25 protein-coding genes and 1 pseudogene are annotated in these 26,368 nt (G+C 70.4%); 13 read left to right on the top strand and 13 right to left on the bottom strand.

The genetic code is table 11. From position 1 onward, the window contains the following. The 5 genes from IE226_RS06700 to IE226_RS06680 form a co-directional block, all read left to right on the top strand. Window positions 1-505, top strand: a 505-nt coding sequence (locus IE226_RS06700; protein WP_190080059.1) for an STAS domain-containing protein, incomplete at its 5' end; no start/stop codon positions are given. A 99-nt stretch (window positions 506-604) separates the two neighbouring features. Further along, window positions 605-1,201: a YceI family protein gene (locus tag IE226_RS06695; protein WP_229870560.1), complete on the top strand. Its 597-nt coding sequence runs from the start codon at window positions 605-607 to the stop codon at window positions 1,199-1,201. A gap of 214 nt (window positions 1,202-1,415) precedes the next feature. Beyond that, entirely contained in the window at window positions 1,416-3,002 is a 1,587-nt protein-coding gene (locus tag IE226_RS06690; protein WP_190080058.1) for an FG-GAP repeat protein, read from the top strand. A 71-nt stretch (window positions 3,003-3,073) separates the two neighbouring features. Then, a complete protein-coding gene (locus tag IE226_RS06685) occupies window positions 3,074-3,613 on the top strand; it encodes a cysteine hydrolase family protein (protein WP_190080057.1) in 540 nt (179 codons plus the stop codon). Window positions 3,614-3,677: 64 nt separating this feature from the next. After that, a complete protein-coding gene (locus IE226_RS06680) occupies window positions 3,678-4,463 on the top strand; it encodes a uracil-DNA glycosylase (protein ID WP_190080113.1) in 786 nt (261 codons plus the stop codon). A gap of 42 nt (window positions 4,464-4,505) precedes the next feature. Here IE226_RS06680 and IE226_RS06675 read toward each other — a convergent pair whose 3' ends face one another. The 4 genes from IE226_RS06675 to IE226_RS06660 all read right to left on the bottom strand — a co-directional run bounded on the left by IE226_RS06675 (window position 4,506) and on the right by IE226_RS06660 (window position 6,784). Beyond that, window positions 4,506-5,192, bottom strand: a complete 687-nt coding sequence (locus IE226_RS06675) for a DUF6766 family protein (RefSeq protein ID WP_190080056.1) — start codon at window positions 5,190-5,192, stop codon at window positions 4,506-4,508. An 83-nt stretch (window positions 5,193-5,275) separates the two neighbouring features. Next, window positions 5,276-5,680, bottom strand: a complete 405-nt coding sequence (locus tag IE226_RS06670) for a hypothetical protein (RefSeq protein WP_229870558.1) — start codon at window positions 5,678-5,680, stop codon at window positions 5,276-5,278. Between the two features lie 325 nt (window positions 5,681-6,005). Further along, window positions 6,006-6,197 (bottom strand): CsbD family protein, encoded by a 192-nt coding sequence (locus IE226_RS06665; protein ID WP_190080055.1) that lies wholly within the window; start codon window positions 6,195-6,197, stop codon window positions 6,006-6,008. 125 nt (window positions 6,198-6,322) lie between these two features. Continuing rightward, window positions 6,323-6,784, bottom strand: coding sequence for a VOC family protein (locus tag IE226_RS06660; protein ID WP_190080054.1), 462 nt, complete (start codon window positions 6,782-6,784; stop codon window positions 6,323-6,325). Between the two features lie 103 nt (window positions 6,785-6,887). On the opposite strand from IE226_RS06660, the gene IE226_RS06655 reads away from it, so the two are divergent. Next, window positions 6,888-7,928 carry a helix-turn-helix transcriptional regulator gene (locus IE226_RS06655; protein ID WP_190080053.1) on the top strand — a complete coding sequence of 347 codons (1,041 nt, stop codon included), beginning with the start codon at window positions 6,888-6,890 and terminating at the stop codon, window positions 7,926-7,928. A gap of 237 nt (window positions 7,929-8,165) precedes the next feature. Further along, on the top strand, window positions 8,166-9,293 hold the full coding sequence (locus IE226_RS06650; RefSeq protein ID WP_229870557.1) for a S1 family peptidase: 1,128 nt from the start codon (window positions 8,166-8,168) through the stop codon (window positions 9,291-9,293). Window positions 9,294-9,432: 139 nt separating this feature from the next. Here IE226_RS06650 and IE226_RS06645 read toward each other — a convergent pair whose 3' ends face one another. Both IE226_RS06645 and IE226_RS06640 read right to left on the bottom strand, forming a co-directional pair. Continuing rightward, window positions 9,433-10,203 carry an MBL fold metallo-hydrolase gene (locus tag IE226_RS06645; protein WP_190080052.1) on the bottom strand — a complete coding sequence of 257 codons (771 nt, stop codon included), beginning with the start codon at window positions 10,201-10,203 and terminating at the stop codon, window positions 9,433-9,435. Window positions 10,204-10,280: 77 nt separating this feature from the next. Further along, window positions 10,281-11,465, bottom strand: a complete 1,185-nt coding sequence (locus IE226_RS06640) for an agmatine deiminase family protein (protein WP_229870555.1) — start codon at window positions 11,463-11,465, stop codon at window positions 10,281-10,283. Between the two features lie 257 nt (window positions 11,466-11,722). On the opposite strand from IE226_RS06640, the gene IE226_RS06635 reads away from it, so the two are divergent. After that, window positions 11,723-12,304, top strand: a complete 582-nt coding sequence (locus IE226_RS06635) for a TetR/AcrR family transcriptional regulator (RefSeq protein WP_190080051.1) — start codon at window positions 11,723-11,725, stop codon at window positions 12,302-12,304. A gap of 27 nt (window positions 12,305-12,331) precedes the next feature. Here the strand turns inward: IE226_RS06635 and IE226_RS06630 are convergent, their stop codons facing one another. Beyond that, entirely contained in the window at window positions 12,332-12,901 is a 570-nt protein-coding gene (locus IE226_RS06630; protein ID WP_190080050.1) for a DinB family protein, read from the bottom strand. A 430-nt stretch (window positions 12,902-13,331) separates the two neighbouring features. Between IE226_RS06630 and IE226_RS06625 the strand changes: the two genes are divergently transcribed. The 3 genes from IE226_RS06625 (at window position 13,332) to IE226_RS06615 (ending at window position 17,340) form a co-directional block, all read left to right on the top strand. Next, entirely contained in the window at window positions 13,332-14,837 is a 1,506-nt protein-coding gene (locus IE226_RS06625) for a hypothetical protein (protein WP_229870554.1), read from the top strand. Window positions 14,838-15,041: 204 nt separating this feature from the next. Continuing rightward, complete coding sequence (locus tag IE226_RS06620; RefSeq protein ID WP_190080049.1) at window positions 15,042-16,457, top strand: NAD-dependent succinate-semialdehyde dehydrogenase; 1,416 nt, start codon at window positions 15,042-15,044, stop codon at window positions 16,455-16,457. Between the two features lie 55 nt (window positions 16,458-16,512). Beyond that, window positions 16,513-17,340 (top strand): aldo/keto reductase, encoded by an 828-nt coding sequence (locus tag IE226_RS06615; RefSeq protein WP_190080048.1) that lies wholly within the window; start codon window positions 16,513-16,515, stop codon window positions 17,338-17,340. A gap of 24 nt (window positions 17,341-17,364) precedes the next feature. Here the strand turns inward: IE226_RS06615 and IE226_RS06610 are convergent, their stop codons facing one another. The 4 genes and pseudogenes from IE226_RS06610 to IE226_RS06595 all read right to left on the bottom strand — a co-directional run bounded on the left by IE226_RS06610 (window position 17,365) and on the right by IE226_RS06595 (window position 20,295). After that, complete coding sequence (locus tag IE226_RS06610) at window positions 17,365-17,526, bottom strand: hypothetical protein (protein ID WP_229870547.1); 162 nt, start codon at window positions 17,524-17,526, stop codon at window positions 17,365-17,367. Window positions 17,527-17,599: 73 nt separating this feature from the next. Next, a complete protein-coding gene (locus tag IE226_RS06605) occupies window positions 17,600-18,379 on the bottom strand; it encodes an ABC transporter ATP-binding protein (protein ID WP_190080047.1) in 780 nt (259 codons plus the stop codon). Then, a pseudogene (locus tag IE226_RS06600) lies at window positions 18,376-19,082 on the bottom strand (ABC transporter permease). The gene IE226_RS06605 and the pseudogene IE226_RS06600 overlap by 4 nt, the downstream one beginning before the upstream one ends. A gap of 19 nt (window positions 19,083-19,101) precedes the next feature. Beyond that, entirely contained in the window at window positions 19,102-20,295 is a 1,194-nt protein-coding gene (locus IE226_RS06595) for an ROK family transcriptional regulator (protein ID WP_190080046.1), read from the bottom strand. Window positions 20,296-20,572: 277 nt separating this feature from the next. On the opposite strand from IE226_RS06595, the gene IE226_RS06590 reads away from it, so the two are divergent. Together IE226_RS06590 and IE226_RS06585 are read left to right on the top strand one after the other, a co-directional pair. Beyond that, a complete protein-coding gene (locus tag IE226_RS06590; protein ID WP_190080108.1) occupies window positions 20,573-22,072 on the top strand; it encodes a sulfatase family protein in 1,500 nt (499 codons plus the stop codon). A 3-nt stretch (window positions 22,073-22,075) separates the two neighbouring features. Then, the gene (locus IE226_RS06585) at window positions 22,076-23,437 is read left to right on the top strand and encodes a family 43 glycosylhydrolase (protein WP_190080045.1); all 1,362 of its coding nucleotides are present in this window, start codon (window positions 22,076-22,078) and stop codon (window positions 23,435-23,437) included. A gap of 1 nt (window position 23,438) precedes the next feature. Here the strand turns inward: IE226_RS06585 and IE226_RS06580 are convergent, their stop codons facing one another. Both IE226_RS06580 and IE226_RS06575 read right to left on the bottom strand, forming a co-directional pair. Next, window positions 23,439-25,082 (bottom strand): amidohydrolase, encoded by a 1,644-nt coding sequence (locus IE226_RS06580; protein ID WP_190080044.1) that lies wholly within the window; start codon window positions 25,080-25,082, stop codon window positions 23,439-23,441. A gap of 36 nt (window positions 25,083-25,118) precedes the next feature. Continuing rightward, the gene (locus tag IE226_RS06575) at window positions 25,119-25,955 is read right to left on the bottom strand and encodes a mycofactocin-coupled SDR family oxidoreductase (protein ID WP_190080043.1); all 837 of its coding nucleotides are present in this window, start codon (window positions 25,953-25,955) and stop codon (window positions 25,119-25,121) included. Window positions 25,956-26,368 lie beyond the last annotated feature (413 nt).

The raw sequence follows: 26,368 nt of genomic DNA, 5'->3' as shown, positions 1-26,368 counted from the left end.
GGTCGCCGTGATGGTGATGGTCTGCTTCGCGACCTTCGACTGGCACTCCATCGCACCCAAGACGCTCAAGCGGATGCCCGCCGGCGAGATCACGGTCATGGTCGTCACCGTGGTGTGCGTGGTCGCCACGCACAACCTCGCCGTCGGCGTGGTCGCGGGATCGCTCACGGCGATGGCCGTCTTCGCCAAGCGCGTCGCCCACCACGCCGAGGTCACCGCCGTCCCCGGCCATCACGACGGCAACGTCACCTATTCCGTCACCGGCGCGCTGTTCTTCGCCTCCGCCAACGAACTCGTCGGCCGGTTCGACTACGCCGGTGACCCCGACAAGATCGTCATCGATCTGACGGGCGCCCACGTCTGGGACGCCTCCTCCGTCGCCGCTCTGGACGCGATCGCGGCCAAGTACGCCCAGCGCGGCAAGACGGTCGAGATCATCGGCCTGAACGGCCCGAGCGCCCGCATCCACGAGAAGCTCAGCGGCGAACTCACCGGCAGCCACTGAGCAGGCTCCTCCCCTTCCACCGCCGCCGAGGCGGGTGACATTTGTACCGGCGGATCGACGACATCCGGATCTGCCCGCCGCCCGTGCCCCGCTAGCACGATGAGTTCAGTGACCGCGACGGCGGACGAGCCGCCGCGGACGGTGGAAGAGGGAGGCGTGGACGCCATGGTCCTGCCGACGCGGACAGAGCAGAACGTGCCGGAGAGCGGCACGTACGAGATCGACCCGATGACCTCGACGGTGCGGTTCCGGACGCGCACGGTGTTCGGACTGCTCCCGGTGCGGGGCACCTTCGACATCGTCCGGGGGGTGATCACCGTGACCGATGTTGTCGAGGACTCCGCGGTGGACGTGACGATCCGGGCGGACACGTTCGACTCGGGTCTGAAGCGCCGCGACCGGCATGTCGTGTCCGCCGACTATCTCGACGCGGCCGGGCACCCCGAGATCGGGTTCCGCAGCAGCCGGGTCGCTGAATCCGCGACGGGGACGGCGGAGTTGCGCGGGGAGTTGACGGTGCGGGGCGTCACGCGGCCCGTCGCCGTCACCGTCGGAGCGGTCGCGTCGGACGGCCGGCGGCTGACGGCTGAGGGAACGGCCACCGTCGACCGGTACGCGTTCGGCGTGACGACGGCGAAAGGCATGACCGGCCGCCGCCTGAAACTCCGCCTCACCATCGAAGCGTTCGCCGCCTGAGGGCAGCAGTACGTGTTCGCGCGCCCCCTCGCGCGAGGTCCGCGTCGTGCAACTGATGTCACCGCTGTGTCACACCCACGGCGCGCACCACAACTCCCGTACGGCTTCCCGGGTCGAACTGGGCGTCAGTGAGGAACGGGCACTTGTCGAGCAATCACGCGACATGCCCGGATCTTTCCGCTCAGACGTCATCAGACCCACGGGGGAGCAGGACATGACCAGCACGTCCATCGAAACAGGCACCGGCACAGACACCGGGGCAGGCGCCGGTTCCGGCACGGCCCGCCCGCACCGCACGACCGTCCGTACCCGCCGCACCAAGACGTCCGCCGCCGTGGCGGCCGCGTCCTTCCTGCTCCTGTCGGGCGTCGGCATCGCCGCGGCCCCCGCGGCCCTGGCAGGCGTACCGGGCGGCACGAGCGCCGCCGACCGCAACTCCGACTTCGACGGCGACGGCTACGACGATGTCCTCATCGGCGCTCCGGACGGCACCGTCGGCGGCAAGAAGGGCGCCGGATACGTCACGGTCCAGTACGGCGCGGCCGGCGGCATCGGCGTCGACAACAGCGTGCCCGAAGCGCGTACATCCGTGTTCAGCCAGTCCACCGCGGGCGTGCCGGGCAGCTCGGAGGCGTACGACACCTTCGGTTCGTCCGTGGCCACGGGCGACCTCGACGGCGACGGCTACGACGACGCGGTCATCGGCGCGCCCGGCGAGGACGTGGGAGAGGCGGAGAACTCCGGCCGGGTGACCGTCCTGTTCGGCTCGAAGACCGGACTGCGCGCCGACCGTGCCCTGAACCGCGCCGCGACCGCCCCGCAGGAGGGCGCGCGCTTCGGCCTGTCCGTCACCGCGGCCCGCTTCACCGGCGACACCACGGCCGACGTGCTGGCCGTCCTCGACCGCAACGGCGCCCAGCTGTTCACCTACGCCGGAGGCGAGCTCGGCCACACCGACTCGGTGGACACCACGGAGCACCCCGCGGGCACCGCCATCCAGCCCGGCTACCTGACCACCGGGGACTACGACAGCGACGGCTACGCGGACCTGGTCATCTCCGGCTACAGCCCCGACGACGGCTACCAGCAGGGCTGGTCGTCCGTATACGCGGGCGGCGAGAGCGGCGTCTCGCACCAGCGGGACCTGAACGGCGGCCTCGGCACCGCGTCCGGCGACATCAACAACGACGGGTACGACGACCTGGTGGTCGGCCAGACCAGCACGTCCGCCGAGCAGCCGCAGGGGGCGAACGGCGGCTTGGCGGGCGTCTACTACGGCGGTGAAGAGGGCCCCGTGGGCCAGGAGCCCGACAACGCGCCGCAGTGGTGGACGCAGGACTCCGCGGGCGTTCCGGGCGCGGCCGAGGACGGCGACGCCTGGGGCGGGGAGCTTTCCGTGGACGACGTCGACGGAGACGGTTACGCGGACGTGGCGGTCGGCGCGGCCGGCGAGGACGTGGGCACGGTCCGGGACGCGGGCGCCGTCTGGCTGCTGCGTGGCTCGGCCGAAGGCCTGACCGGCACAGGCGCGCAGTCCTTCGACCAGAACACCTCCCACGTTCCCGGCGTGGTGGAGGAGGGCGACGTGTGGGGCGGCCAGCTCCGCCTTGCCGACACCGACGCCGACGGCCGCTCCGAGCTGATCGCCGCGGCACCGGGCGAGAACACGCACGACGGAGCGGTCTGGGTGCTGCCCGCGAGCACGAAGGGCCTGGTGGCGGACGGCTCCTGGTCGTACGGCGGGGCGGCGCTCGGTGCCCCGGCGACGGACGCGGCCTTCGGTTCGGCCGTCGACGAGTGAGCATCCCGCCGTGACCCCGCCCACGGGCGGGGCACCCGTGGCACGCGTGGGGGACATGATGAACTCGGAGTATGGCTGAGAAGGCGCTCATCGTCGTAGACATGATCAATACGTACGACCACCCGGACGCGGAGGTGCTCCGCGAGTCGGTCAGGGAGGTGCTGCCGAACGTCCGCAGAGTGATCGAGCGGGCACGGGCCGAGGACATCGCGGTGATCTACGTCAACGACAACTTCGGCCTGTGGCGCTCACACCACGACGAGCTCCTGGACAAGGTCCTGAGCGGCCCGCACGCCGACCTGGTCGCCCCGATCCGGCCCGGGGGCGACTCGCTCTTCGTGGTGAAGGCCCGGCATTCGATCTTCTACGACACCCCGCTGGAGTACCTGCTCCGCCAGCGCGGCATCGAATCCGTGGTTCTCTGCGGCCAGGTGACCGAGCAGTGCATCCTCTACTCGGCGCTCGACGCGCACATCAGGCACCTGCAAGTCGTGGTGGCCGAGGACGCCTGCGCGAGCATCCACGGTGACCTGGCCGAGGCCGCGCTGCAGATGATGAAAAGGAACATGCGGGCACGGCTCGCCCGTTCCACGGACGACGACCTGTTCTGAAGGCGGACGAGCGGGAGTTGTGAGGACGGACGAGCAGATGGGGAAACGCCCCGGGGCGGCCCGCGTGGATCCGCTGACCGAGCTGGACGCGCGTGTGTCGGAATGTGCCGCGTGCCCGCGCCTTGTCGCCTGGCGGGAAGAGGTCGGGCGCGTCAAACGGGCCGCCTTCATGGACTGGACGTACTGGGCGCGGCCGGTGCCCGGGTTCGGTCCCGCGGATGCCTCGATGCTCGTCATCGGGCTCGCCCCCGCGGCGCACGGAGGCAACAGGACGGGCCGGATGTTCACGGGCGACCGCTCCGGCGAGGTCCTGTACAGGGCGATGTACGACGTGGGCCTGGCGTCGAGCCCGCTCGCGGTGTCCGCGGACGACGGACTGACGCTGCGCGGGGTGCGGGTGACGTCGCCGGTGCACTGCGCACCGCCCGAGAACAAGCCGACGCCGGGTGAGCGCGACATGTGCAGGCCCTGGCTCGTACGGGAGATGGAGCTGCTGGGGCCGCGGCTCCGGTCGGCGGTGATCCTGGGGGCGTTCGGATGGCAGGCGGCGCTGCCGGCCTTCGAGGCGGCTGGATGGCGGGTGCCGAAACCGCGGCCCAAGTTCGCGCACGGCGCGCGGGTGACGCTGGAGCGCGCGGAGACACAGGCGACCGGCGGCTCCGCGGGAGCCGTCGTGCCCGCGAACTCCGCCCCCGGTCCCGGTCCCGGTCCTGTCACCCTGTACGGCTGCTTTCACGTCAGCCAGCGCAACACGTTCACGGGCCGGCTGACTCCGGAGATGCTCAGGGACGTCCTGCGGGAGGCGGCGGGCGAGGCGGCCATCGTGCCGTACGCGCCTGATGCGCCGTGAGGCGGCCCGTGGCGCACGGCCCGGCGCCCGCCGCCGCGGGCCTCAGCCGCCCTCGACCCCGGTCGAAGAGTGGGCCGAGCCAACCGGCTTCGACTCCGGTGAGCCGCGTTGGCGCAGGTAGACGGAGAAGATGGCCATCGACCCGACGGCGAGCAGTTCGGACTGCCAGTTCTGCAGGGTGCGGTTCCAGAAGTCCGCGGCGCCCAGATACTGCAACCAGCTGATCGGAGCCTGGAGTTCCCGCAAGTGCTCCTCGTTGTAGGCGGCCACGCCGGTGACGGACTGCGCCAGCCAGGAGAGCACGAAGAGAGTGCACATGAGAATGCCCAGGGACCGGGAGTACCAGGCCTGGCGCACACCGCCCGCCGACGCCCAGCGCGGTGAGTCGTGCTTCGCGTACCGCCCGAGCTTCTGCTCCTCGTCCGTCTCCAGGCCCGCCTTGTCGAGCTCCTTGGACTCGGGCGACCCTTTCTGGAGCAGCCAGACCGTGCCGAAGATGTAGAGGAAGAACTGCAGATACTCGGACTGCCAGTTCTCCGTCACGTCCACGGCGAAGTCGGAGGTGAGGAGATAGCCGCCGAAGCTCACCGGATGGAGTTGCTCGGCGATGAGGTGGTTGTTGAACTCGGCGTGCCCGGCGATCGCCTGCCCGGCCAGGGCCAGGACGAATCCTGTGCCGAAGGCCAGCGTCAGTCCGTTGCCGCGCAGAAAGCGCCAGATCGGTTTCATCGCTGCATCAGCCCCAGCGTGATGCAGTAGGCGAGGCCTCCGGTCACCATCAGCAGATACAGCGTGAACAGCGTCCGCACCCGTCAACCGCCCTTCACCAGACACTGATACGGCATTTCCGGGCGCTCGGTGCAGCCTGCCGCGGTGATCTTCCACCCGCCGGGGAAGGACGACAGGAAGAGCGTGTCGCGGGTTGTCACGACGCGGGCCTGGCGTCCGTACACATCGACGGCGCGTACGTCGACCGCCGTGGGCAGGCCCGCGTCGCTCAGGGCGCGCGGGCAGGGCAACTCCGCGGTCTGCTCCAGTTCGTCGCGGGTGCCGGGGGCCAGTTGCGCACATCCGCGCGTGGTGTCGGGGCCGCGCAGGTTCTCCTGGAAGCGCAACACCGTATCGGCGGCGGCGTCCTCGCGCTCCTGGACGCTGCCGCAGCCGCTCAGCGCGGCGAGCAGCGCCGCCGCGAGCGCCCCTGTTCTCACTCCGCGCACCACATCTGCTCTCCTTCGCGGGGCCGCCGGTGTCCGAGCTCCGCCGCACCGTGGTGGTGATCAGCGCGGGTGCGGGTCCTGCCGACGATGCCGTACGCCCCGCGGGGGAGCGCGACGTGCGGGTCCGACACGCTGTGACGACCGGCCGGATTCATCGGGGCGGCCCACTGCCCCTGCGTCCTGCGCGGCCTCGTGCGGCCTCGTGTGGCCCCGTGCTGCCCCGTGCGGCCTCTGCGCGGATGCCCCGGAACGGCTGCCGGAGCCCGGCCCGGCGGGAACGCCGGAAGCCCCCGCTCACCGGGAGCGGGGGCTTCGGCGGAGACGGTCAGGTGTGGCGGCGCTTCAGGGACTCCTGCGCGTCCTGCGCGCGGTCGCGCGCACCGCCCATGGCCTTCTTGACCTCGCCCTTGGCCTGGTCGGCCTTGCCCTCGGCCTGCTTGTCACGGTCGCCCATGACCTTGCCGCCCATTTCCTTGGCCTTGCCCTTCATCTTGTCCATGCCGCCCTTGTCAGCCATGACCACTCCTTTGTCGGTACAGCGCCCACCGGCTTCGCCGGTGATAGGGGCTCCTGCATTCAACGTAGGCGGCCGGGACAGACCCCGCCCGTCCAGCCATCACGCACCGTGACGGCCCGGCGAACTCAGTCCAGGCAGAACTCGTTGCCCTCCGGGTCGGCCATCGTGATGTGCCCCGCGCTCATCGGGGGCGCGGGCTCCTCGCGGCGCACCCGCTTGGCTCCCAGCGCGACGAGGCGGTCGCACTCGGCCTCCAGCGCCGCCATCCGCTCCTCTCCCTGCAAGCCGGGAGCCGCGCGGACGTCGAGGTGGACACGGTTCTTGGCGGCCTTGTCCTCCGGCACCTGCTGGAAGAAGACGCGGGGGCCGTGGCCCGCCGGGTCCTCGATGGCCGATCGCGTGTTGCGCTGATCCTCCGGTACGCCGATGCGCGCGAGGAAGTCGTCCCAGGCCGCCAGCGCGTCGGCGCCCTCGGGCAGGTCGACACCGGGCGGGCCCGGGTGGACGTAATCCAGCGCGTCGCGCCAGAAGGAGGAGAGGGCCCGCGGGTCGTGGGCGTCGAAGGTGATCTGCAGGTGGCGGCTCATCGGGTTGCTCCGTTCACGGTGGAATGCGTGTGCGGGTTCTTGGAACCACCCTGACATCCAGGGCGGACAGAATCGGTCCGCTATCTCTGGGAGAGTTGCCGTCATGGACGGGACGAGCGGTGACGACCTCGGCACGACGGAACGGGTGCTCACCCTGCTCGGGCTGTTGCAGCGGCGCAGGGTCTGGACCGGCCCCGAGCTGGCCGATCGGCTCGGGGTCACGTCGCGCACCGTGCGGCGCGACGTCGAGCGGCTGCGCACGCTCGGATACCCGGTGCACGCCGGGCAGGGCGTCGGCGGCGGCTACCGACTGGGCCCCGGGCAGGAACTGCCGCCGCTGCTGCTCGACGACCGGGAGGCGATCGCCACCGCCGTCTCGCTGCTTGCCGGGGCGGGAGGCGCGGTCGCAGGCGCCGGAGATGCCGCACTGCGGGCGCTGACCAAACTCGACCAGGTGCTGCCCGCGAGGCTCCGGCACGAGGTGCGCGCGCTCACGGGCTCGGTGGAAGCCTTCGGCGGCGGGCGCACGCCCGTCGACCCCGAGGTCCTCATGACGCTGGCCAGAGCCTGCCGCGACGAGGTCGAGGCCGGTTTCGGCTATGAGACGCGGGGCGAGACGCGACGGCGGCGGGTCGAGCCCTACCGCCTGGTCGCGTCCGACCGGCGCTGGTACCTATTCGCCTACGACCTCGATCGCGACGACTGGCGCACCTTCCGCGTCGACCGGATGACCGACGCCTCCGCACGGACCTGGCGTTTCACCCCACGCGACGCGCCCGACGCGGCCGCGTACGTACAGGAGGGCGTGGCGAGCCGGGTCTACCCGCACCAGGCGCGCTTCCTCGTGCACGCGCCTGCCGACACGGTGCGCGCGCAGATCCCGGCAGCGGCGGCCGTCGTACGGCAGCGCGGGAGCGAACGGTGCGAGGTGCTCAGCGGCGCCGAACGTCTCGACGCCGTGCTGATGCACATGCTCCTGCTGGGGCACGACTTCGAGGTCCTGGACCCTCCGGAACTCGGCGAGCGGTGCCGCGAACTGGCACGGCGACTGCTGTCGGCCGGAGAATCGGCGATCGCGGCCCGACCCGGAGGATCGGCGATCGCGGCCCGACAAGGAGACGCGCCTCCCGCTGCTTTCGGGTAGCGGCGGGAGCCGCGAGGCAAGGCCCGCCACGGCCTTCTGTGCCCGTCCGCCGAATCGGTCGTTCCGCTATTGGTCGCCCCCGGCTCCCGGCCGGGGGCGCTTTAACTGATTACCCATCAAAATCCTTTCTCAGCCCTATGGATGAACACAACTCTCGCCTCACCCGTATCCAGGGACGGACATGTCCCCGGCTTCGGCCGGTGATCGAGACCGGCATCCCCCACAGGAGGCGACGAGTTGAGGCACAAGCGAATACCCAAGCGAAAGGCCGTGCTGGCAGGGGCCGCGGCCATGGGCATGGTCGCCACAGCCGTCCTGCTGCAGCAGGCCAACGCCTCGCAGTCCGGGACGGAGGCCGCCGAAGGGCCCGCCGCCAAAAAGCTCAGCGCGGCCTCGGCGGCGGAGCTTCTCGAGCCGATGGCCTCGCAGCTCGGCGACGCCTACGGCGGGGCCTACTACGACGAGGCCAAGCAGCAGCTCGTCGTCAACGTCGTGGGCGACGACAACGCGGTGAACGTCCAGGTGCGCAAGGCCGGAGCGGTGGCGCGCAGCGTCGACAACAGCACGGGTGAACTGGGCACCGCGGCGAAGACGCTGGCCTCCCGGGCCACCATCGCCGGAACCGCGTGGGCCACCGACCCCAGGACCAACCAGATCGTGGTCACGGCCGACCGCACGGTCACCGGCGAACGCTGGGACAAACTGGAGGCGACCGTCGACTCACTCGGCACGGGCATGGCCCGCATCCAGAAGTCCGCGGGCGAGTTCAAGCCCTTCGCCTCGGGCGGTGACGCCATCTTCGGCGGCGGCGCACGCTGCTCGCTCGGCTTCAACGTGACGACCGATGACGGCAGCCCCGGCTTCCTCACCGCCGGACACTGCGGGGTGGCCGCCGAGAGCTGGTCGGACGCCCAGGACGGCGCGGCCATCGGTACCGTCCAGGCCGCCACCTTCCCGGGGGAGGGTGACTTCGCCCTCGTCACGTACGACGACCCGGCCACCGAGGCCCCGAGCGCGGTCGACACCGGCGACGGCCAGACCGTGGAGATCACGCAGGCCGCCGAAGCCGCCGTCGGGCTCGAGGTGTCCCGCATGGGCAGCACCACCGGGCTCAACGAGGGCACCGTCACCGGACTCAACGCCACGGTGAACTACGCGGAGGGCACCGTCACCGGGCTCATCCAGACCGATGTGTGTGCCGAGCCGGGAGACAGCGGGGGCTCGCTGTTCACCGCGGACGGGAGCGCGATCGGCCTCACCTCGGGTGGCAGCGGCGACTGCGCCGCGGGCGGCGAGACCTTCTTCCAGCCCGTGACGACCGCACTGGCGGCGGTCGGCGCGGAGATCGGAGCGGGCGGCAATTGAAGTCCGCGCGGATTGTCACTCTCCGGGTGCGCGCCCTGACGTACGGCCTGTTGTGCATCGGCCGGGGAGCGGGCCGGCGGCCGTGACCGGAGAGCTGACAGGGCCGCGGCCGGGGAGGTCACCGGCCGCGGTCCGCGGCTCAACCGACGGAGAAGACAGCTCCGGGGGCGGCATGGACCACAGGTCCGTCGAACCGGGTCGCGGCGCGGGCCACAGCCTGTTCCGGGGTGAGGGAGCGGCCCACATGCGTGACGATCAACCGTCCCGCGCGGGCCGCGGCGGCCGTGTCCCCGGCGTCCTCGGGCGTGTGATGGACCTGATCGCCGTCCGCGGGCTGCTGTGCGCTGTCGGCCTCGCACAGCAGTACGTCGCAATCCTCGGCCAGACCGGTGAGGTTGGCGCACGGCGCCGTGTCCCCGGAGTAGACCAGTGAACGGTCCCCGGCCGCGACGCGCAGGGCGAAAGCCGGGATGCCGTGCGCCACGACCCGGCTGGTCAGTGTGAGCCGGCCGACGCGCGCCCGGTGCCCGTCGTGCAGTTCCCGCACGTCGAAGGCCGATTCGAGCGGGCTGCGGACCGCGCCGTTGGTGAGGAAGTGCGCCAGCCGGTCGGCGATGCCCGGCGGTCCGTACAGGAGGATCGGCGCAGCGAGCCGCACGTCGGCGTAGAGAGCCCCGTAGTAAGCGGTCAGCAAATCCGCGCTGTGGTCGGCGTGCAGATGGGAGATCCAGATCGCGTCCAACTCGTCCAGGCGCGCGTGCCGTTGCAGCTGTGCGAGCGTCCCGCTGCCCGCGTCCACCCACAGGCGGGTGCCGCCATGGGACACCAGATATCCCGAGCACGGATTGTCCACGCTCGCATAGGGCGTCGCGGAACCCAGAACGGTGAGACGGAGGAGATCGCCGGCCATCCGGCGAGTCTAGACCGCGTCCAGCACAGCTGGACGCGGTCCCGGTCCGTGACCCCGACTCACCGGTCGGGACCGACTCAGCCGACCGGCCTGCCGGGCTCGTCGTGCGTCGCGCAGTGGATGCCGCCGCCACCGGAGGCGATGGTGTCGATCCGGACCGGCACGACGTCGCGCTCGGGGAAGTGCTCCCGCAGGATGCTCCGGGCTCGGTCGTCGGCCTTCCGGTCCCCGAACCGGGGCATGAACACCGAGTCGTTGGCGACGTAGAAATTGACGTAGGCGGACACGAAGTCGTCGCTCCCGCCCCCGCCCCCGCTCCCGGTGATCCTGTCCGGGTCGGGCTGTGCCAGATCGACGACCTCGAAGGAGCGGCCCTTGGCGTCCTTCGCCTTGCTGAGCACCGCTTTCGCCTGGTCGGCCGCGCGCGACCAGGAGTCCGTCGGCGTGCCGGGGAAGGCCCGGTCGAGGAGCACCACACCGGGCGCGGTGAAGCGAACGAGGCTGTCCACGTGCGCGTCGGTGATGTCCTCGCCCCGCACGCCCGCGAACCAGATCACCTTCTCGATGCCCAACGTCCGCTGGAGCTCGGCCTCGATCTGATCCCGGCTGCTGCCCCGGTTGCGGTTGTCGTTGACGATCGAGCTCTCGGTGATGAGTAGGGTGCCCTCGCCGTCCGTCTCGAAAGAGCCGCCCTCGGCGACCAGGGGAGCCTTCCTGCGGGGGATGTCGTACCTCGGCAGGAGGGTGCGGCCCACCCGGGCGTCATGCGTGTGTTCCTGCTTCTCGCCCCACCCGTTGAAATTGAAGTCGACGCCAACGAGATCGCCGTCCTGCTCCACGAAGACCGGCACGGTGTCGCGCGCCCACAGGTCGTCGACGGCCAGCGGGATGACCTCGACGTCACGGCCGCAGGCCTTCTGGGCGGCGGCCTGCTGGTCGGGCCTGGCGAGCATGACGACGTATTCGTACTCCGCGATCGTGCGAGCGAGGCGCGCGATGTCCTCGCGTACGTAGGGGAGGTCTCCTTCCCACACCGATGCCAGCGCCGGCCACGACATGAAGGTGCGCGCGTGGCTCTCCCACTCGGCACCCATGCGCAGCCCCTTGGCCGCCTCGCCCGCAGCCTCGTGCGCGGCCTCGCCCGTCGGCTCGTCGCCGGGGCCGCACGCCGACGCCGCGGCTGAGAGGGCCACGGAGCCGATGCCGGCGAAGGTGCGCAGAGCCGAGCGCCGGGAGGGGAGAGGGGGCAGGAGGGGGGACACGGCGGGCTCCGATCAGCGTGAGGAGAACTCGACTCTGACACGGACTGAAAATCTAGTCAAAGGTAGGGCTTGCTTACGGGCCTCCTGCAGGCCTTCCCGTTTTGTCGGATGTGCGGTGGGAATGCCAAAACAGGCAGCTCAGCGGAGGTATGTGGGCACGCTCTCAGGCCCATCCCCGCCACTGAAAAGTAAGTCAGTATGCAGCGGTCGCGAACCGACGAGATTCACCCGGGATTCGCCCGGTAGGGTTCGGGATCATGGCGCCTCGCACTACTCAGATCCTCGAAGCGGCCGCGCGGCTCATCGCCCGTCGCGGCGTCCGCGGCCTGCGTGTCGAAGAGCTCGCCGCGGAGGCGGGTGTCTCGACGGGGTTGATCTACTACCACTTCAAGGACCGCACCGGGATCCTGCGCCAGACCCTTGAGTTCATCAGCGACCGCGCCGAGCGCTACACGGCCGGTCATGTGGCGCGGGCGGAACCGCTCGATCCGCGTGCGGAACTCGAAGAGACTCTGCTCCTGGAACTGCAGGACACCCCGATGGTCAGGGAGAACAGCACGGCATGGGGTGAGCTGCGGGCCAGCGCCGTCTTCGACGCGGATCTGCGAGACGACCTCGCCAGGGCGACTCTGGTGTGGGTCCAGGAGGTCGCGGCTCTCCTGGGGCAGGTGCAGCCGACGGCACCGGCCCCCGCGCTGGCCGCCGCGGGCGAGCGGCTCACCGCCCAACTCGAAGGGCTGAGCATGCGCTGGCTCAGCGGCGGCCTGCGGATCGATCATGCGCGCGACCTGCTGCGCGGGGCCATTGACGCCGAGGTCGCGGCGCTGCGGGGGGAATGACCGCGGCTTGCCGCAGCGTGGCGAGGGTCAGGACATGCTTTTCGCGCCGTCCAGGGATTCGCGGATGATGTCGGCGTGCCCGGAGTGCTGGGCGGTCTCGGTGACGATGTGCATCAGCACCCGGCGGGCCGACCACCGCGCACCGGACTCGAACCATGGCGCCTTCGGAAGCGGCCACGTGACGCCCAAGTCGGGTAGATCGGCGACCAGTTCGTCGGTTCTGCGGGCCACCTCGGCGTAGTCGGCGAGCACGCCCGCCAGCGTGTCACCGGGCAGCATCCTGAACTCGTCGGTCCGGCGGACCCAGTCGGCCTGATCCATGTCCGTGAAGTCCTGCATCGACGATGGGCCGTTCAGGATGAAGTCGGCCCAGGCCTGCTCGACCTCCGTGACGTGCTTGATCAGACCGCCCAGGCACAGCTCACTGGCGGTGGTGCGCAGGCCGGCCTGCTCGTCGGTGAGGTCGCGCGTGGTGAAACGCAGAAAGTGCCGGTGCTTGGCCAGCGTCTCCAGCCATTCGGCACGCTCTCCGGTGACGGTGCTGGTCGTCGTGCTCTGCGTCAGGTCGTCGCGGGTGGTCGGTTCGTTCACAGTCATGGTCGTCGCCTTTCGATGCCAACTGTTCCGCCGTCAGAGGCCGTTAATGAGCACGCTAGAAGCCTTATAGGTCAGCCCATGTCCTAGATCGCAACGAGGCGGCAGCTTGCGATTCCCGGAGGGCGAGGAGTCGCTGACCTACAGCGCTGCTTTCACCGTGACAGGACGTAAAGCCCTGACCTGGCCTCAGGCCAGCCCTGGCCTCTGTGCCGTCTCTGCCCGGCCGGAGGCTGAGCGGGCGACGCGGGTGAGGCCCCGTCAGCTGTGCCAGGGCCTCCCGGACCGCGCGCCCGCCGTCTCCGGGATCTTCGCCCTGCGCTCTCGCGTCGTGCAGGGTAATTTGTCCACGTTTGTAGTGAAATATGACTTCCGGTCTGTGCTCCGCAGGCCGGAAGAGGAGCCCTGCTGTGTGCAGGGGGAAAGGCGCGCGATGGCCAAGACCTTGAACGCCCCGCCCGTCGCGACGGAGCGTCGCAGCCGGACGCCGGCCGTGCGCACCCCCCGACGCACCGGAAGCCAGGCCTGGCCCGCTGCCGTGGCGGCGGCATTCACGCTGGCCCAACTGGTCCTCGTGCGACCCGGAATGGGTCTCGGCTGGGACGAGGCGGTGTACGTCAGTCAGGTCAGCGGCCACGCTCCCGCGGCGTTCTTCAGCGCACCCCGTTCCCGCGGCATCTCCCTGCTGGTCGCGCCGATCGCCTCATGGTCGTCGTCCACCGAACTCCTGCGGATCTATCTCGCCGTGCTGTCCGGCCTCGGCCTCTTCCTCGCGCTGCGCGTCTGGCGCGGGCTGTTCCCCGTACGGGTGCTGGCCCTCGCGGGCGCCCTGTTCGCGACGCTCTGGGTGACCGTCTTCTACGGCCCCGAGGTCATGCCGAACTACTGGGTCGCGATCGGCGCCCTGGCGGGTGTCGGATGCTTCCTGCGTGTTCAGGCCGACGGCCGGGACCGGGCCGCGCTGTGGGGCCTCGGCGCGAGCGCGGCGCTGATGGCGTGGATGCGCCCCGCCGACGCCGTCTGGGTGGTCGTCCCGATGGCCGCTCTGCTGATCTGCGTCCGCCGATGGCGCAGGCCGCTGTCCTTCGCGGCGCTGGCCGCCGGTCTCGGAGCGGGGGCGCTCGGCTGGATCGTCGAGGCGTACGCCAGTTTCGGGGGGCTCGGCGCCCGGCTCGCCGAGGCCTCCCGGATCCAGGGCGGCCTCGGCTGGAACATCGCCGTCCTCGACCAGCTGCGCAGCCTGCGCGGCCAGACCCTGTGCCGCCCGTGCACCGGCGAGCTGCCGGCGCCCGAGCTGATCGCGTGGTGGTTCGCGCTGCCGCTGCTCGCCGCACTCGGCCTTGCCGTCGCCGTCAGAGGGCGGCGCACCGCGGGCACACTCCTGCCGCTGGCCTGCGCCGCGACGGCGAGCATCCCGTACCTCTTCATGATCGGATACGCGGCACCGCGCTTTCTGCTCCCCTTCTACGCCTTGCTCGCCATCCCGGTCGCCGACGCCCTCGTACACCTGGTCACCACCTCGCGCCCGGCGTGGCGGCCGGTGGTCGTGACCACGGTGGCGCTCGTCCTCGCCGGTCACCTGGCCGTGCAGTACGCGGTGCTGGAGGACGCGGTGCGCCGCTCGACCGCCGGCCGCCAGCAATGGGCGCGCACGGCATCCGAGCTCCACCGGCTGGGCGTGCGGCCGCCGTGTGTGGTGACCGGGCAGGAGGCTCTGCCGATCGCCTTCTACGCCGGGTGCTCCTCGGCCCAGACGTACGGGCACAACGCGAGTACCACCCACGCGGACCTCCTGCGCACGGCCCGGCATACGCCGATGGCCGCCGTCGCCGCGGCGAAGGACGAGCCACCGGGGTATGCGCGCGACTGGCCGTCCCATCGGTTCGGTGACCTGCGCATTCACGTGGGACCTGCGGTCCGTGCGGGTACGCGGGAGTGAGGTGAGGCACTCCGCCGGGCGCACGGGGCAGGCGCACGGGGCAGGTGACTGCCGTGGCGAACATACGCACCCTTTGCGGATGTATGGACGGTTTGCGTACCGAGAGGTCGGGTACCCCGGACAAGGAGCGGAACGCGCCGTTCTGTCCGCGCCCCGCCCGGTAATCCGCAACCCCGCAACCCGCAACCCTCGCTCTGGAGAGCCATGTCAGATCAGCGCAAGAGTTCATTTGCGACCGTGAGCCCCTACACGGGGGAGACCCTCAAGGAGTTCCCGGAAATCGAGGGCCAAAAGGTCGACTCCGTACTCGAAACCGCGGGGCAGGCGTTCGACGCGTGGCGTGAACGGCCGATCGAGGATCGCGCCGCCGTGGTCGCACGCGCGGCCGACCTGATGAAGGAACGCAAGGAAGAGCTGGCCCAGCTCATCACGCTGGAGATGGGAAAGCTCATCTCCGAGGCACGCGGAGAGGTGGACCTCGCCGCCTCGATCCTGAAGTACTACGCGAAGCACGGGCCGGACTTCGCCGCCCCCGAACCACTCGACGTCGAGGAGGGGGAGGCATACCTCGTCAACGAGCCCCTCGGCGTCCTCCTCGGCGTCATGCCGTGGAACTTCCCGCTCTACCAGGTGGTCCGCTTCGCGGGACCGAACCTGCTGCTCGGCAACACCGTGCTGGTCAAGCACGCCGGCATCTGCCCCCAGTCCGCACTCGCCCTGGAGACGCTTTTCCGGGACGCGCAGGCGCCCGAGGGCGTCTACACGAACCTGTTCGTGAGCCATGACGAGATCTCGCGCATCATCGACAGCCCGGTGGTCCGCGGCGCCTCGCTGACCGGCAGCGAGGGTGCGGGGTCCAAGGTCGCCGAACGGGCCGGCCGGAACATGAAGCCCAGCCTCCTCGAACTCGGCGGCAGCGACGTCTTCATCGTCCTGGACCGGGAGAATCTCGAGCGCACGATCGGCGCGGCGGTGGCGGGCCGCATGGCCAACACCGGCCAGAGCTGCGTGGCCTCGAAGCGCTTCATCGTTCTCGATGACGTGTACGACGACTTCGTCGAGGGGCTGCGCCGCGAGTTCGAGGAGCTGCGGCCAGGCGACCCCGCCGACGAGGCGACCACACTCGGCCCGCTCTCCTCCGAGCAGGCGGCAGCTGACCTGGCCGACCAGATCCGCGAGACGGTCGAGCAGGGCGCGGAGCTGGTCACCGGCGGCCACCGGATCGACCGTCCGGGCGCCTTCGTCGAGCCGACGATCATCACCGGCGTCAAGCCGGGCATGCGCGCCTACGCCGAAGAGCTCTTCGGCCCCGCCGCGGTCGTCTACCGCGTCGCCGACGAGGACGAGGCCATCTCCCTCGCCAACGACAGCCAGTACGGCCTCGGCGGATCCGTGTTCTGCGCGGACGTGGAGCGCGGACGCCGGGTGGCGGAGCGTGTGGAGACCGGCATGGTCTGGGTGAACCACCCGACCTCGACCCAACCCGACCTGCCGTTCGGCGGCATCAAGCGGTCCGGCTACGGGCGTGAGCTCTCCGAGCTCGGCATGCGGGAATTCGTGAACCGCAAGCTCGTCCGCGTCCTGCCGCCCGACGCGAAGCTGAGCGGAATCGCCGGCTGAACCGGCGCAGGGAAGACATACGGCAACAAGCAATACGGCAACACAAGGAGCCACCGTGAGCGCAGTACCCGCCATCACCCTCAACAACGCAGTGCAGATCCCCCAGCTCGGCTTCGGCACCTTCCAGATCGAGCCGGAGGAGACCCGCGAGACGACGCTGGCCGCACTGGAGGCCGGCTACCGGCACATCGACACGGCGCAGATGTACGGCAACGAGAAGGAGGTCGGCCAGGCGGTGCGCGACTGCGGCGTCGACCGCTCCGACATCTTCGTGACCAGCAAGCTCAACAACGACGCCCATGCGCACGACGACGCCCTCAAGGCGTTCGACCGCACCATGGACGAGCTGGGACTCGACTACCTGGACCTCTTCCTCATCCACTGGCCGCTGCCCGGCAAGGGCGACTTCGTGGAGACCTGGAAAGCCCTGGAGGAGATCTACCGCGACGGCCGCGCCAAGGCCATCGGAGTCTCCAACTTCCAGCCCAATCACCTGAACCGGCTGCTGCAGAACACCGATGTGGTGCCCGCGGTCAACCAGATCGAGGTGCACCCCTACCTCACCCAGGACGACGTCAGGGCCTTCGGCGCCGAGCACGACATCGCCACCGAGGCCTGGTCGCCCATCGCTCAGGGCAAGGTGCTCGACGACCCGACGATCAACCGCATCGCGCAGCGGGAGGGCAAGACGCCAGCGCAGGTCACCCTGCGCTGGCACATCCAGCGCGGCGACATCGTCTTCCCCAAGTCGGTGACCCAGAAGCGCATCGAGGAGAACTTCGACATCTTCGACTTCGAACTCAGCGAGGGCGACGTCGGTGAGATCTCCGCCCTGAACCGCGACGAGCGCGTCGGCCCCGACCCGGACACCTTCAACGGCTGAGCACCGCGGACACCGCCGCACCGGCTACTTCGCGAGGAGGCTGGCACCGTTGTAGTCACCGATGTAGCCGAAGCGGACCGTGTTGTCGTCCTCGGAAGCGCTGTCGGAGCAGGCGCCGGCGGAGAGCGCGAGCAGGAACGCGGCGGGCAGTGCGACGGCGGCCCGCCGGATCGGCCTTCTGGGCATGCGGGAGGTCCTCTCGGGGATGCGCGGGCAGGTATGGCAAAGCGCCTTGGGGGGACTCTGAGGTGATGGGGCGTCAGGCGGCCTTGGGCGAGGCCTCCTGGTGGTACACGGAGGTCCACACCTCGTTGCGGATGCGCCGGAACTCGGGGGAGAGCCGGATCTCCTCGGTGCGGGGGTAGGCCAGGTCCACGTCGATGACACGGTGGATGCGGCCGGGCCTCGCGGCCATGACGACGACCCGGCTCGCGAGATAGACGGCCTCGTCCACGTCGTGGGTGATGAAGAGGACGGTGCGCTTCTCCTGGCTCCAGGTCTCGAGCAGCTGGTCCTGCAACTGCACCCGGGTCAGGGCGTCGAGCGCCCCGAACGGCTCGTCCATCAGCAGCACTTGCGGGTCGACGGCGTACGCGCGGGCGATGGCACAGCGCTGCTTCATCCCGCCGGACAGTGTCTTGGGAAGGGCGTCGGCGAAGTCGCTCAGGCCGACGAGGCTGATGGCCTGATCGCTGCGCCGGCGTCGCTCCGCGGCCGGTACGGCGGCGAGCCTGAGCCCGAACTCCACGTTCTGCCGCACGGTCAGCCAGGGGAACAGGGCGTACTGCTGGAAGATGACCCCGCGGTCGGGGCCGGGCCCGGACACGGGCGCACCGTCGACCAGGACGCTGCCCGAGTCGGGCTCCTGAAGTCCCGCGGCCATGCTCATCAGGGTGGACTTGCCGCAGCCGGAGGGACCCACGACGGTGACGAACTCCTGGTCGGCTATGTCCAGGCTCACCCCGCCGAGGGCGGTGAAGGCCGCGTCCTTCAGCGGGAACGTCTTCACCACGTCACGGAAGCTGATCTTGCTGTTCATCGTCGCTCCTGCCAGCCGGTGAGGCGTCGCTCGGCCAGCAGCAAGAGCCGGTCCATGATGAGCCCGAGCACGCCGATCGTGATCAGGGACACGAAGGCCCGGGGCCGATGCGCATGCCGACGAGGATGAACGGCGTCGAGGCGGGGACGACCACCTTGGCGAAGATGGTGCGGTCCGGGGCGCCGAGCACCCGTGCCGCGTTGATCAGCGTTTTGTCGACATCGATGACGCCCTGGAAGGAGGACAGCACGCAGGCCATGAACGAGGCCAGGAAGATCACGGCGATCTTCGGCACCTCGCCGATGCCGAGGAGCACGACCGCCGGCGGAATGAGCGCGAGCGGCGGGATGGTGCGGAAGAACTGGACGTACGGTTCGACCAGGGCACGCACGGCGGGATACCAGCCCATGAGAAACCCGACGGGGACGGCCACGGCGACGCCGAGGGCGTAGCCGATGAAGACCCGGCGCAGGCTGGCGAGCGTGTCGGCGGCCAGGGTGCCGTGGGAGATCATGTCTCCTGCCTTCTGCGCCACCGCCGTCGGCGTGGGCAGGTTCTAGACCAGGCCCAGGGCGGCCACGACGTCCCATGCGGCGATCCCTGCCACCACGGCGACGGCGTTGAGGACCAGGGGCCGGTGCCGGGAGCGGCGCGGCTGCCGCCCCTCGGTGGCGGTCTTGTCGACAGGAGTGATCACAGCCATGGGGTCCTCGCCGGTGGCTTCACGCGTTCTCCTCGGAGTCGGGCCGCGGATAGTGGGAGAGCAGAGGGGATTCATGGAGAACGAGGGCGATGCCGCCCAGCGCGCTGCCGGTCTCGCCGAGCGTCGCGCGCCGTACGTCCACGTGCGGGCGGGCCATCGGCATCAGCTGTTCGCGCAAAGCCCGTTCGACCGGTCCGAGCAGGGCGGGTCCTGCCTCCGCCAGCTCGCCGCCGACGACGACGACGCCCGGGCCGACGGCCTGGCAGACCGCGGCGAGCACCCCGCCGATGTCGACGCCGACGCGCTCCAGGACGTCCAGGGCCGATCGTTCGCCGACCGCGGCGGCGTCGAGGAAAGCGGCGAGGCCGTCGGCCCGCCCCCCGGCTTCGCGGTAGCGGTACAGGACCGCGTCGAGGGAGGCCCGGGTCTCCAGACAGCCGGCCCCGCCGCACTCGCACGGTCTGCCCGCCGGGTCCACGGTGATGTGCCCGAACTCGCCGGACAGGCCGTTGCGGCCGCGGTGCAGCGCGCCGCCCACGACGAGGCCGCCGCCGACGCCGTGTGACAACCGCAGGTAGAGCACGTCACTGCTGTCCGCGGCGGCGCCCCATACCGCTTCGGCGAGTGCCGCGAGCCGGGTGTTGTTGTCCAGGAGCACCGGCACGCCGAACCGCTTGCGCAGCAGGTCCGGCAGGCCGTCGGTGCCCCGCGCACGGGCTTTCTCGCTGCCCGGGTCGGTGATCGGGCCGACCACGCCGACGCCGATCGCGCTGAGCGCGTCGAGGTGGACGGCGCCCGAGGCGGCGAGCAGCCGTTCCGCGATGTCGATCCGTTCGGGCCAGGACAGATCCGCGGCATGCGCCTCGCTCGCCGAACCGATCACCTCGTGCGCGAAGTTGACCGCCGCGACGTGCACCGCGCGGCGCGCGAAGTCGATGCCGACCGCCTCGCCGGCGGCCGGGTTGAGGCTGAGCTTCTCCACCGGACGGCCGCGCTTGCGCCCCTCGACGTGCGGGGTGGCGACGACCACGGAGCCGTTGCCCACGAGCCCGGCGACGATGTCGTGGAGCGTGGTGCGGGACAGGCCGCTGCGGTCGCCCAACTCGGCGCGGCTCAGGGGGCCGTGCTTGCGGAGCAGCTCGAGAACCGCTTGCTCGTGGCTGCGTCGGAGTCGCGTCAGCGGGCCGTCGTGTTCGTGCATGCAGGACAGCATGTGAGCGCCGAGTATTTTCGTCAATGAGTCGAAACAAATTGTTCATATGAGCGCCGTGTCACAGGAAACGCCGCACCGGAAACGCCGTGATCTGCTGGCGCGGACGGCGCGAGTGCACCCGGAGCTCCCCGCCTCGATCAGCTCGACGCGATTTAAGTACGCACCCTTGACTTAAATCATCGCCGGGTCGGAGCATGCGTCGCACGGCATCTGGCCGAAGTCGATGTGTGCCGGAAGCCGGACCGACCGATCCGAAAGGCCCTCCGTGCGCCACAACATGCTCTTCCTGATGACCGACCAGCACCGGGTGGACACCCTGGGCGCGTACGGCAACCCGCACACGCACACCCCGCACCTCGACCGGCTCGCGGCCGAGGGCACACGCTTCGACAGCTTCTACACCCCCACCGCGATCTGCACCCCGGCCCGCGCCAGCCTGCTCACCGGGGCGGCCCCCTTCCGCCATAAACTCCTCGCCAACTACGAGCGCAACGTCGGCTATCTGGAGGACCTCTCCGAGGGCCAGTTCACCTTCTCCGAGCAACTGCGCTCCGAGGGCTACAACCTGGGCCTGCTCGGCAAGTGGCACGGCGGCGTGCGGCGCACCGCCGCCGACTACGGCTTCGAGGGCCCCGACCTGGCCGGCTGGCACAACCCGGTGGACCACCCCGACTACCTCGCCTACCTGGCGGACAACGGCCTGCCCCCGTACCGCATCACGGACCCGGTGCGGGGCACCACACCCAACGGCAGCCCCGGAAACCTCCTCGCGGCCCGCCTCCACCAGCCCGTCGAAGCCACCTTCGAGTACTACCTGGCCACACGTGCCATCGAGATGCTCCGCCGCTTCGCCGCGCGGGAGGACCACGGAGAGGGGGCGCCGTTCTTCCTGGCCACCCACTTCTTCGGCCCGCACCTGCCCTACATCCTGCCGGACGCCTACTACGACATGCACGACCCGGCCCTGGTCGAACTGCCCGCCTCCGTCAGCGAGACCTTCGCGGCGAAACCGGCCGTCCAGCGGAACTACAGCAAGCTGTGGGCCTTCGACACCATGCCGCTGGAGGAGACGCGGAAGCTGATCGCCGTCTACTGGGGCTACGTCACGCTCGTCGACGAGCAGATCGGCCGCATCCTCGACGCCGTGCGCGAGCTGGGCCTAGAGGAGAGAACGGCGGTCTTCTTCACCGCCGACCACGGTGAGTTCACCGGCTCCCACCGGCTGCACGACAAGGGCCCCGCGATGTACGAGGACATCTACCGCATCCCCGGCCTGCTGAAGGTCCCCGGCGCCCCGAGGGGCCAGGTGCGCGAGGAGTTCGTCTCGCTCACCGACTGCACCGCCACCATCCTCGACCTGGCGGGCAGCAAGACCGAGCCGGCCGTGGACAGCCGCAGCCTGTTGCCCCTCGTGCGCGGCGAGCGCCCGCGGTGGGCCGAGCACCATCTCGCCGAGTTCCACGGCCATCACTTCCCCTGCCCGCAAAGGATGTTGCGCACCAGACGCCACAAATTGGTGATCAACCCCGAGTCGCGCAACGAGTTGTACGACCTCGAAGCCGACCCCGACGAGCTGCACAACCGCCACGACCACCCCGAGATGCGGGACATCCGCGCGGAGCTCACCAAACGCCTCTACGACCTGCTCCGCGAGCGCGGCGACAACTTCTACCACTGGATGACGCCGATGTACGACGTCGAGACGGACTACGACACCACGCTTTCCGCCTTCGAGACCGACGAGCCCGCGACGGCCACCACGACCAAGGAGATCTGACTGATGACCAGGCCCGTGCACGACGCGAACTTCGCCCGCCGGTCCGTCCTTGCCGGCCTCGCGGGCTCCGTGGGCGCGGCGGCGCTGCCCGCGGACGCGGCCCACGCGCAGCCCGCCGGGGCTGCCGGGAAGGCAGAGACCGCCGATGCCGCCGGGGCCGCGGCCAAGCACCGGTATCCCGCGAACTGGCCCGACCCCGAACCGTACGGCCTGGCGGACGTTCGCGAGGATCTGTGGCCGCGCGAGGACAACTCCTTCGTGCTGCCCCTCGAACTCCGGCCCCGCGACAAGGAGCTCGGCCGGGTCTGGATGCGCGACACCTACGTCAACTGCTTCGTCGTCGACGGCCGTCCGCTCTACGTCGCCACCGGCACCACTCGCGTGCCCGGCCTCACGGCGGCAGGCCCCTGGAACGACGGCATCTTCGTGTGGACGGCACGGTCCGTCCACGGCCCGTGGAAGCTGGCCGACACCAAGCGGATCCGGCCCGGCGCCGAACGCGGAAAGGTCTGGTCACCCGAGTTCGTCGGGGAGAACCGCCGCGGCCGCACGGTCGTCGCCCCCTGGCAGGAGTACTGGTACGACGACGGCCGGTTCGGCAAGCGCGGCAACGCGTGGGCGCCCGAACTGCACTACTTCCGCGGCAAGTGGTATCTCGTGGCGTGCATGGGCGATCACTCCAAGAAGGTCGGTTCGTTCATGCTGGTGAGCGACGCCGGGGTCGAGGGCCCCTACCGTCTCGTCGAGGGGAACCACGACAAGCCCTTCGGTGACTCGTTCATCGGCGGGCCCTCCTTCATCGAGCCCGGCGCGTACCACCACATCGACGGCAGCCTCTACACCGAGGGTTCCGACGCCTGGCTGGTCCTGCACAACCACGTCTACGCCAAGTTCCGCAAGGACATGGAGGACATCGTCCCGACGACGAACCTCCCGGCGTTCCGGCAGACCCCGTACACGCCCGAGCCGTACCTGGAGGGCGCCTACGTCTTCAAGCACGGCGGCAAGTACTACCTGCTGCACGCCGCGTGGGACCGTACGTCGACCAACACCGACGGCGGCACCCGCTACGCCTACGACGTCGGGGGCCCGGGCCGCACCCAGTACCAGTACGACGCGGTCGTCGCCGTCGCCGACCGTTTCGAGGGCCCGTACTCCGAACGCTGGACCGCGGGCGTGGGCGCCGGGCACAACAACTTCTTCAGGGACCGCGACGGCGACCTGTGGGCGACCTTCTTCCGCAACCCGGCCTTCGGCTACTGGGCCGACCCGTCCCGGGTCGATGACGCGGCGGTGGCCGGCGTCGTACGCGTGGAGTGGACGGGACCGAAGGGCAACCGCCTGTACGCGCGGCGCAAGGCCTAGCTCAGGACCCCGCCCCGTAGACCGGCTCCCCTTCGACGAACGTCGTCCTGACCTTGGTGTCGTGCACCCGGGTGATCTTCGCTTCGAAGGGGTTCCGGTCGACGACGACGAGGTCGGCGAGCATGCCCGGTGCGATGCGCCCGACGCGGTGCGCCATGCCCTCCTGGCGAGCGGCGTTGACCGTGAACAGGTCGAAGGCCTGCTCCAGAGTGATGGCCTGGGACGCGCCGAAACTGTCGGCGCTGCCGCCCGGCTCCTGGCGGGTGACGAGCGTTTCGATGGCGGACCACGGATTCACCGACGGCACGACGCACCAGTCCGAGCCGGGCACGACCAGGGCGCGGGCTTCGAGCATCTCGCGCACCGGCCAGACCCGTTCGATCGCCAGGGGGCCGACGGCGGCGGCGATGTCGGAGCAGATGGGGGAGGGCCGCCACAGATAGGGAGAGACCTCGAACGTCGCGCCGACGCGTGCGGCGCGCTCGATGTCGGCCCGCGCCACGAAGGTGCAGTGGCCGACGTTGTGCATGTACGGGCCGGGCCCGTTGGCCGTGCGGGCGGCCTCGATGGCGTCCAGTGCCGCCCTGACCGCCGCGTCGCCCACCGCGTGGAACTTGACGGTGATGCCCATCCGGTCGAACCGGGTCACCGCCATGTCGAGGACGGCCGGCGCGATCGCGAGCATCCCGTGCCGGCCGGCTCCGTCGTCCCGTCCCGCCACCGTGTCCTGGTAGGGCTCGATCATTGCCGCGGTGTGGCTGTCGGTCGGCACTCCGTCGAGGAAGATCTTCACGCAGTCGGGCGCGATATGCTCGCTCGCGTAGAGGTTCCGTGCCGCGATGAAGTCCTCGCACGCGGGGTCGTAGGGGGACCACACGAGACACAGGCGCACCCGCTGCCGGACGGCTCCGCGCGCGGCGAGGCGGGTGTAGGCGCGCAGCTCGGCCCGCGGTCCCGCGGTGAACCCGATCGCGGCTTCGGTGAACGACGTGATCCCGTGGGACAGCATTTCTCCGAGGGCCCACTCCAGGGCCGCCTCGACCTCCTCGTCGGCCGGTTTGGGGGCCGAGGCGGCGAGCAGATCGGCGGCGGTCTCGCGTTGTAAGCCGCTCGGACTGCCCGCGCCGTCCCTCTCGAAGAAGCCGCCTGCCGGGTCCGGTGTGCCGGGGCCGATCCCGGCGGCCTCGAGTGCCGCGCTGTTCGCCCAGGAACTGTGGCCGCTGGTGTCTTCCAGGAGCACCGGGTTGCTGGGGGCGACGGCGTCGAGCATGGCGCGATTCGGGGTGGCGCCGAGCGCGGACGCGTCCCATTGCCCGCCGAGCACCCAGGTGCCGGGGGCGGCCCGGGCTATGTGCTCGGCCACGATGCGCAGGGTGTCGGCCAGGCCCGAACCCTGCGGGACCTTGCAGCGGCGTTCGCGGATTCCGGCGTAGACCGGGTGAACGTGCAGGTCGTGCAGGCCCGGCAGAACGGTGTCGCCGGCCAGTTCGTGGACGCGCGTGGCCGGGCCTCGCCGGCGCAGCACCTCCTCGCGGCTGCCGACGGTCTCGATGACACCGGCGCGCACGGTGAGCCCCTCGGACCAGCCCGACGCCGTCCTGACCGGCCCGCCCACCAGAATCGTGTCCGCGTACCCATCGGTCATGGCGCTCCACCTCGAGATCGGCTGCGGCCCGGCGGCTCAGCGGCGGTTGATGAATCCGGCGTCGACGGGCAGCGTGACACCGGTGACGTAGCGGGCTTCGTCCGAGGCCAGCCACAGGATCGCGTTGGACACGTCGACCGCTTCGATCACGGCCACCGGAAGGGCGTTCGGCGCCGTCTCGGAGAGCATCGCGTCCCGGGCGACGAACTCGACGATGGCGGGGTCGACGACCATGGCGGTGGCCACGCCGGTGGGGTGCACGGAGTTCACCCTGATGCTGTGCCGGGCGAGGTTGTTGGCGTACGTACGCATCAGCCCGACCGCCCCGTGTTTGGAGGCGGCGTAGCCGAGGCCGCCGTTGCTGGCACCGCCGATGCCGACAAGTCCCGCGGTGGAGCTGACGATCACGATCGAGCCGCCCTGCCCGGCGGCGATCATCGAAGGGAGGGCCACTTCGATGGTGTGGAAGGTACCGGTGAGGTTGACCGCGATGGCGTCGTGCCACGCCTGTACGCGATCCTCCACGAGGAGCGGCGCGATCCCGGCGTTAGCGACGACGACGTCGATCTGCCCGAACTCGGCGAGCCCGGCGTCGCAGGCCCCCTGGAGTGCCTCCCGATCGCGTACGTCCGCCTGCCGCGCCAGGACGCGGCGGCCCAGGGCCTCCACTTCCTCGACCGCGTCGTACAGGTCCTGCGGTGTCGACTGCGGATAGGGCACGGTGTCGAGCGACCGGCAGATGTCCACGATGAGCAGGTCGGCGCCTTCCTCCGCCATCCGTCGAACATGACTGCGGCCGAGCCCTCCGGCCGCACCGGTGACAAAGGCGACCTTGCCGTCAAGACGCCGGGGGGATCCGCCGTGCGGGGTCATGACTGTGATGTACCGCGGGGGAGGCGGCGTGGCCAGGGGGCGAAGGGCGCGGGTTGCCGGGATGCCGCCGGCGGGCCTCGCCTCTTGACCCCGGTGGCGTCAGCCATTAGTTTGCGGTGGCCATCGACCTGTATTTCCGAAAGGGGGCGACCCAGCGGATGAACACCAGCTCTGATCTCGGTCGCCTCGCCCAGCGCACGGTCTGGGTTCCGGGTCGGATCGCGCACGGCGCCTGAGCACGCCGTTCTGCCGCGCCCGTCCGCGGGCACCTCTCGGGTATTTCCCCACCATCTTCCGGCACGCCTCTCTCGCGTGCCGTCCTGCGCCCCCCTCTGCCGGACGTGGCGCGTCTGAACACAGAAAGCTGCCTGAAATTGGCGAACATGATGAACCGACCGATCGTGTACCGAAAC

This window comes from Streptomyces longisporoflavus, assembly GCF_014649775.1.
GTDB lineage: Bacteria > Actinomycetota > Actinomycetes > Streptomycetales > Streptomycetaceae > Streptomyces > Streptomyces longisporoflavus.
The sequence above is the reverse complement of the archived record's forward strand: the minus strand, read 5'-3'. Positions and strand labels throughout refer to the sequence as shown.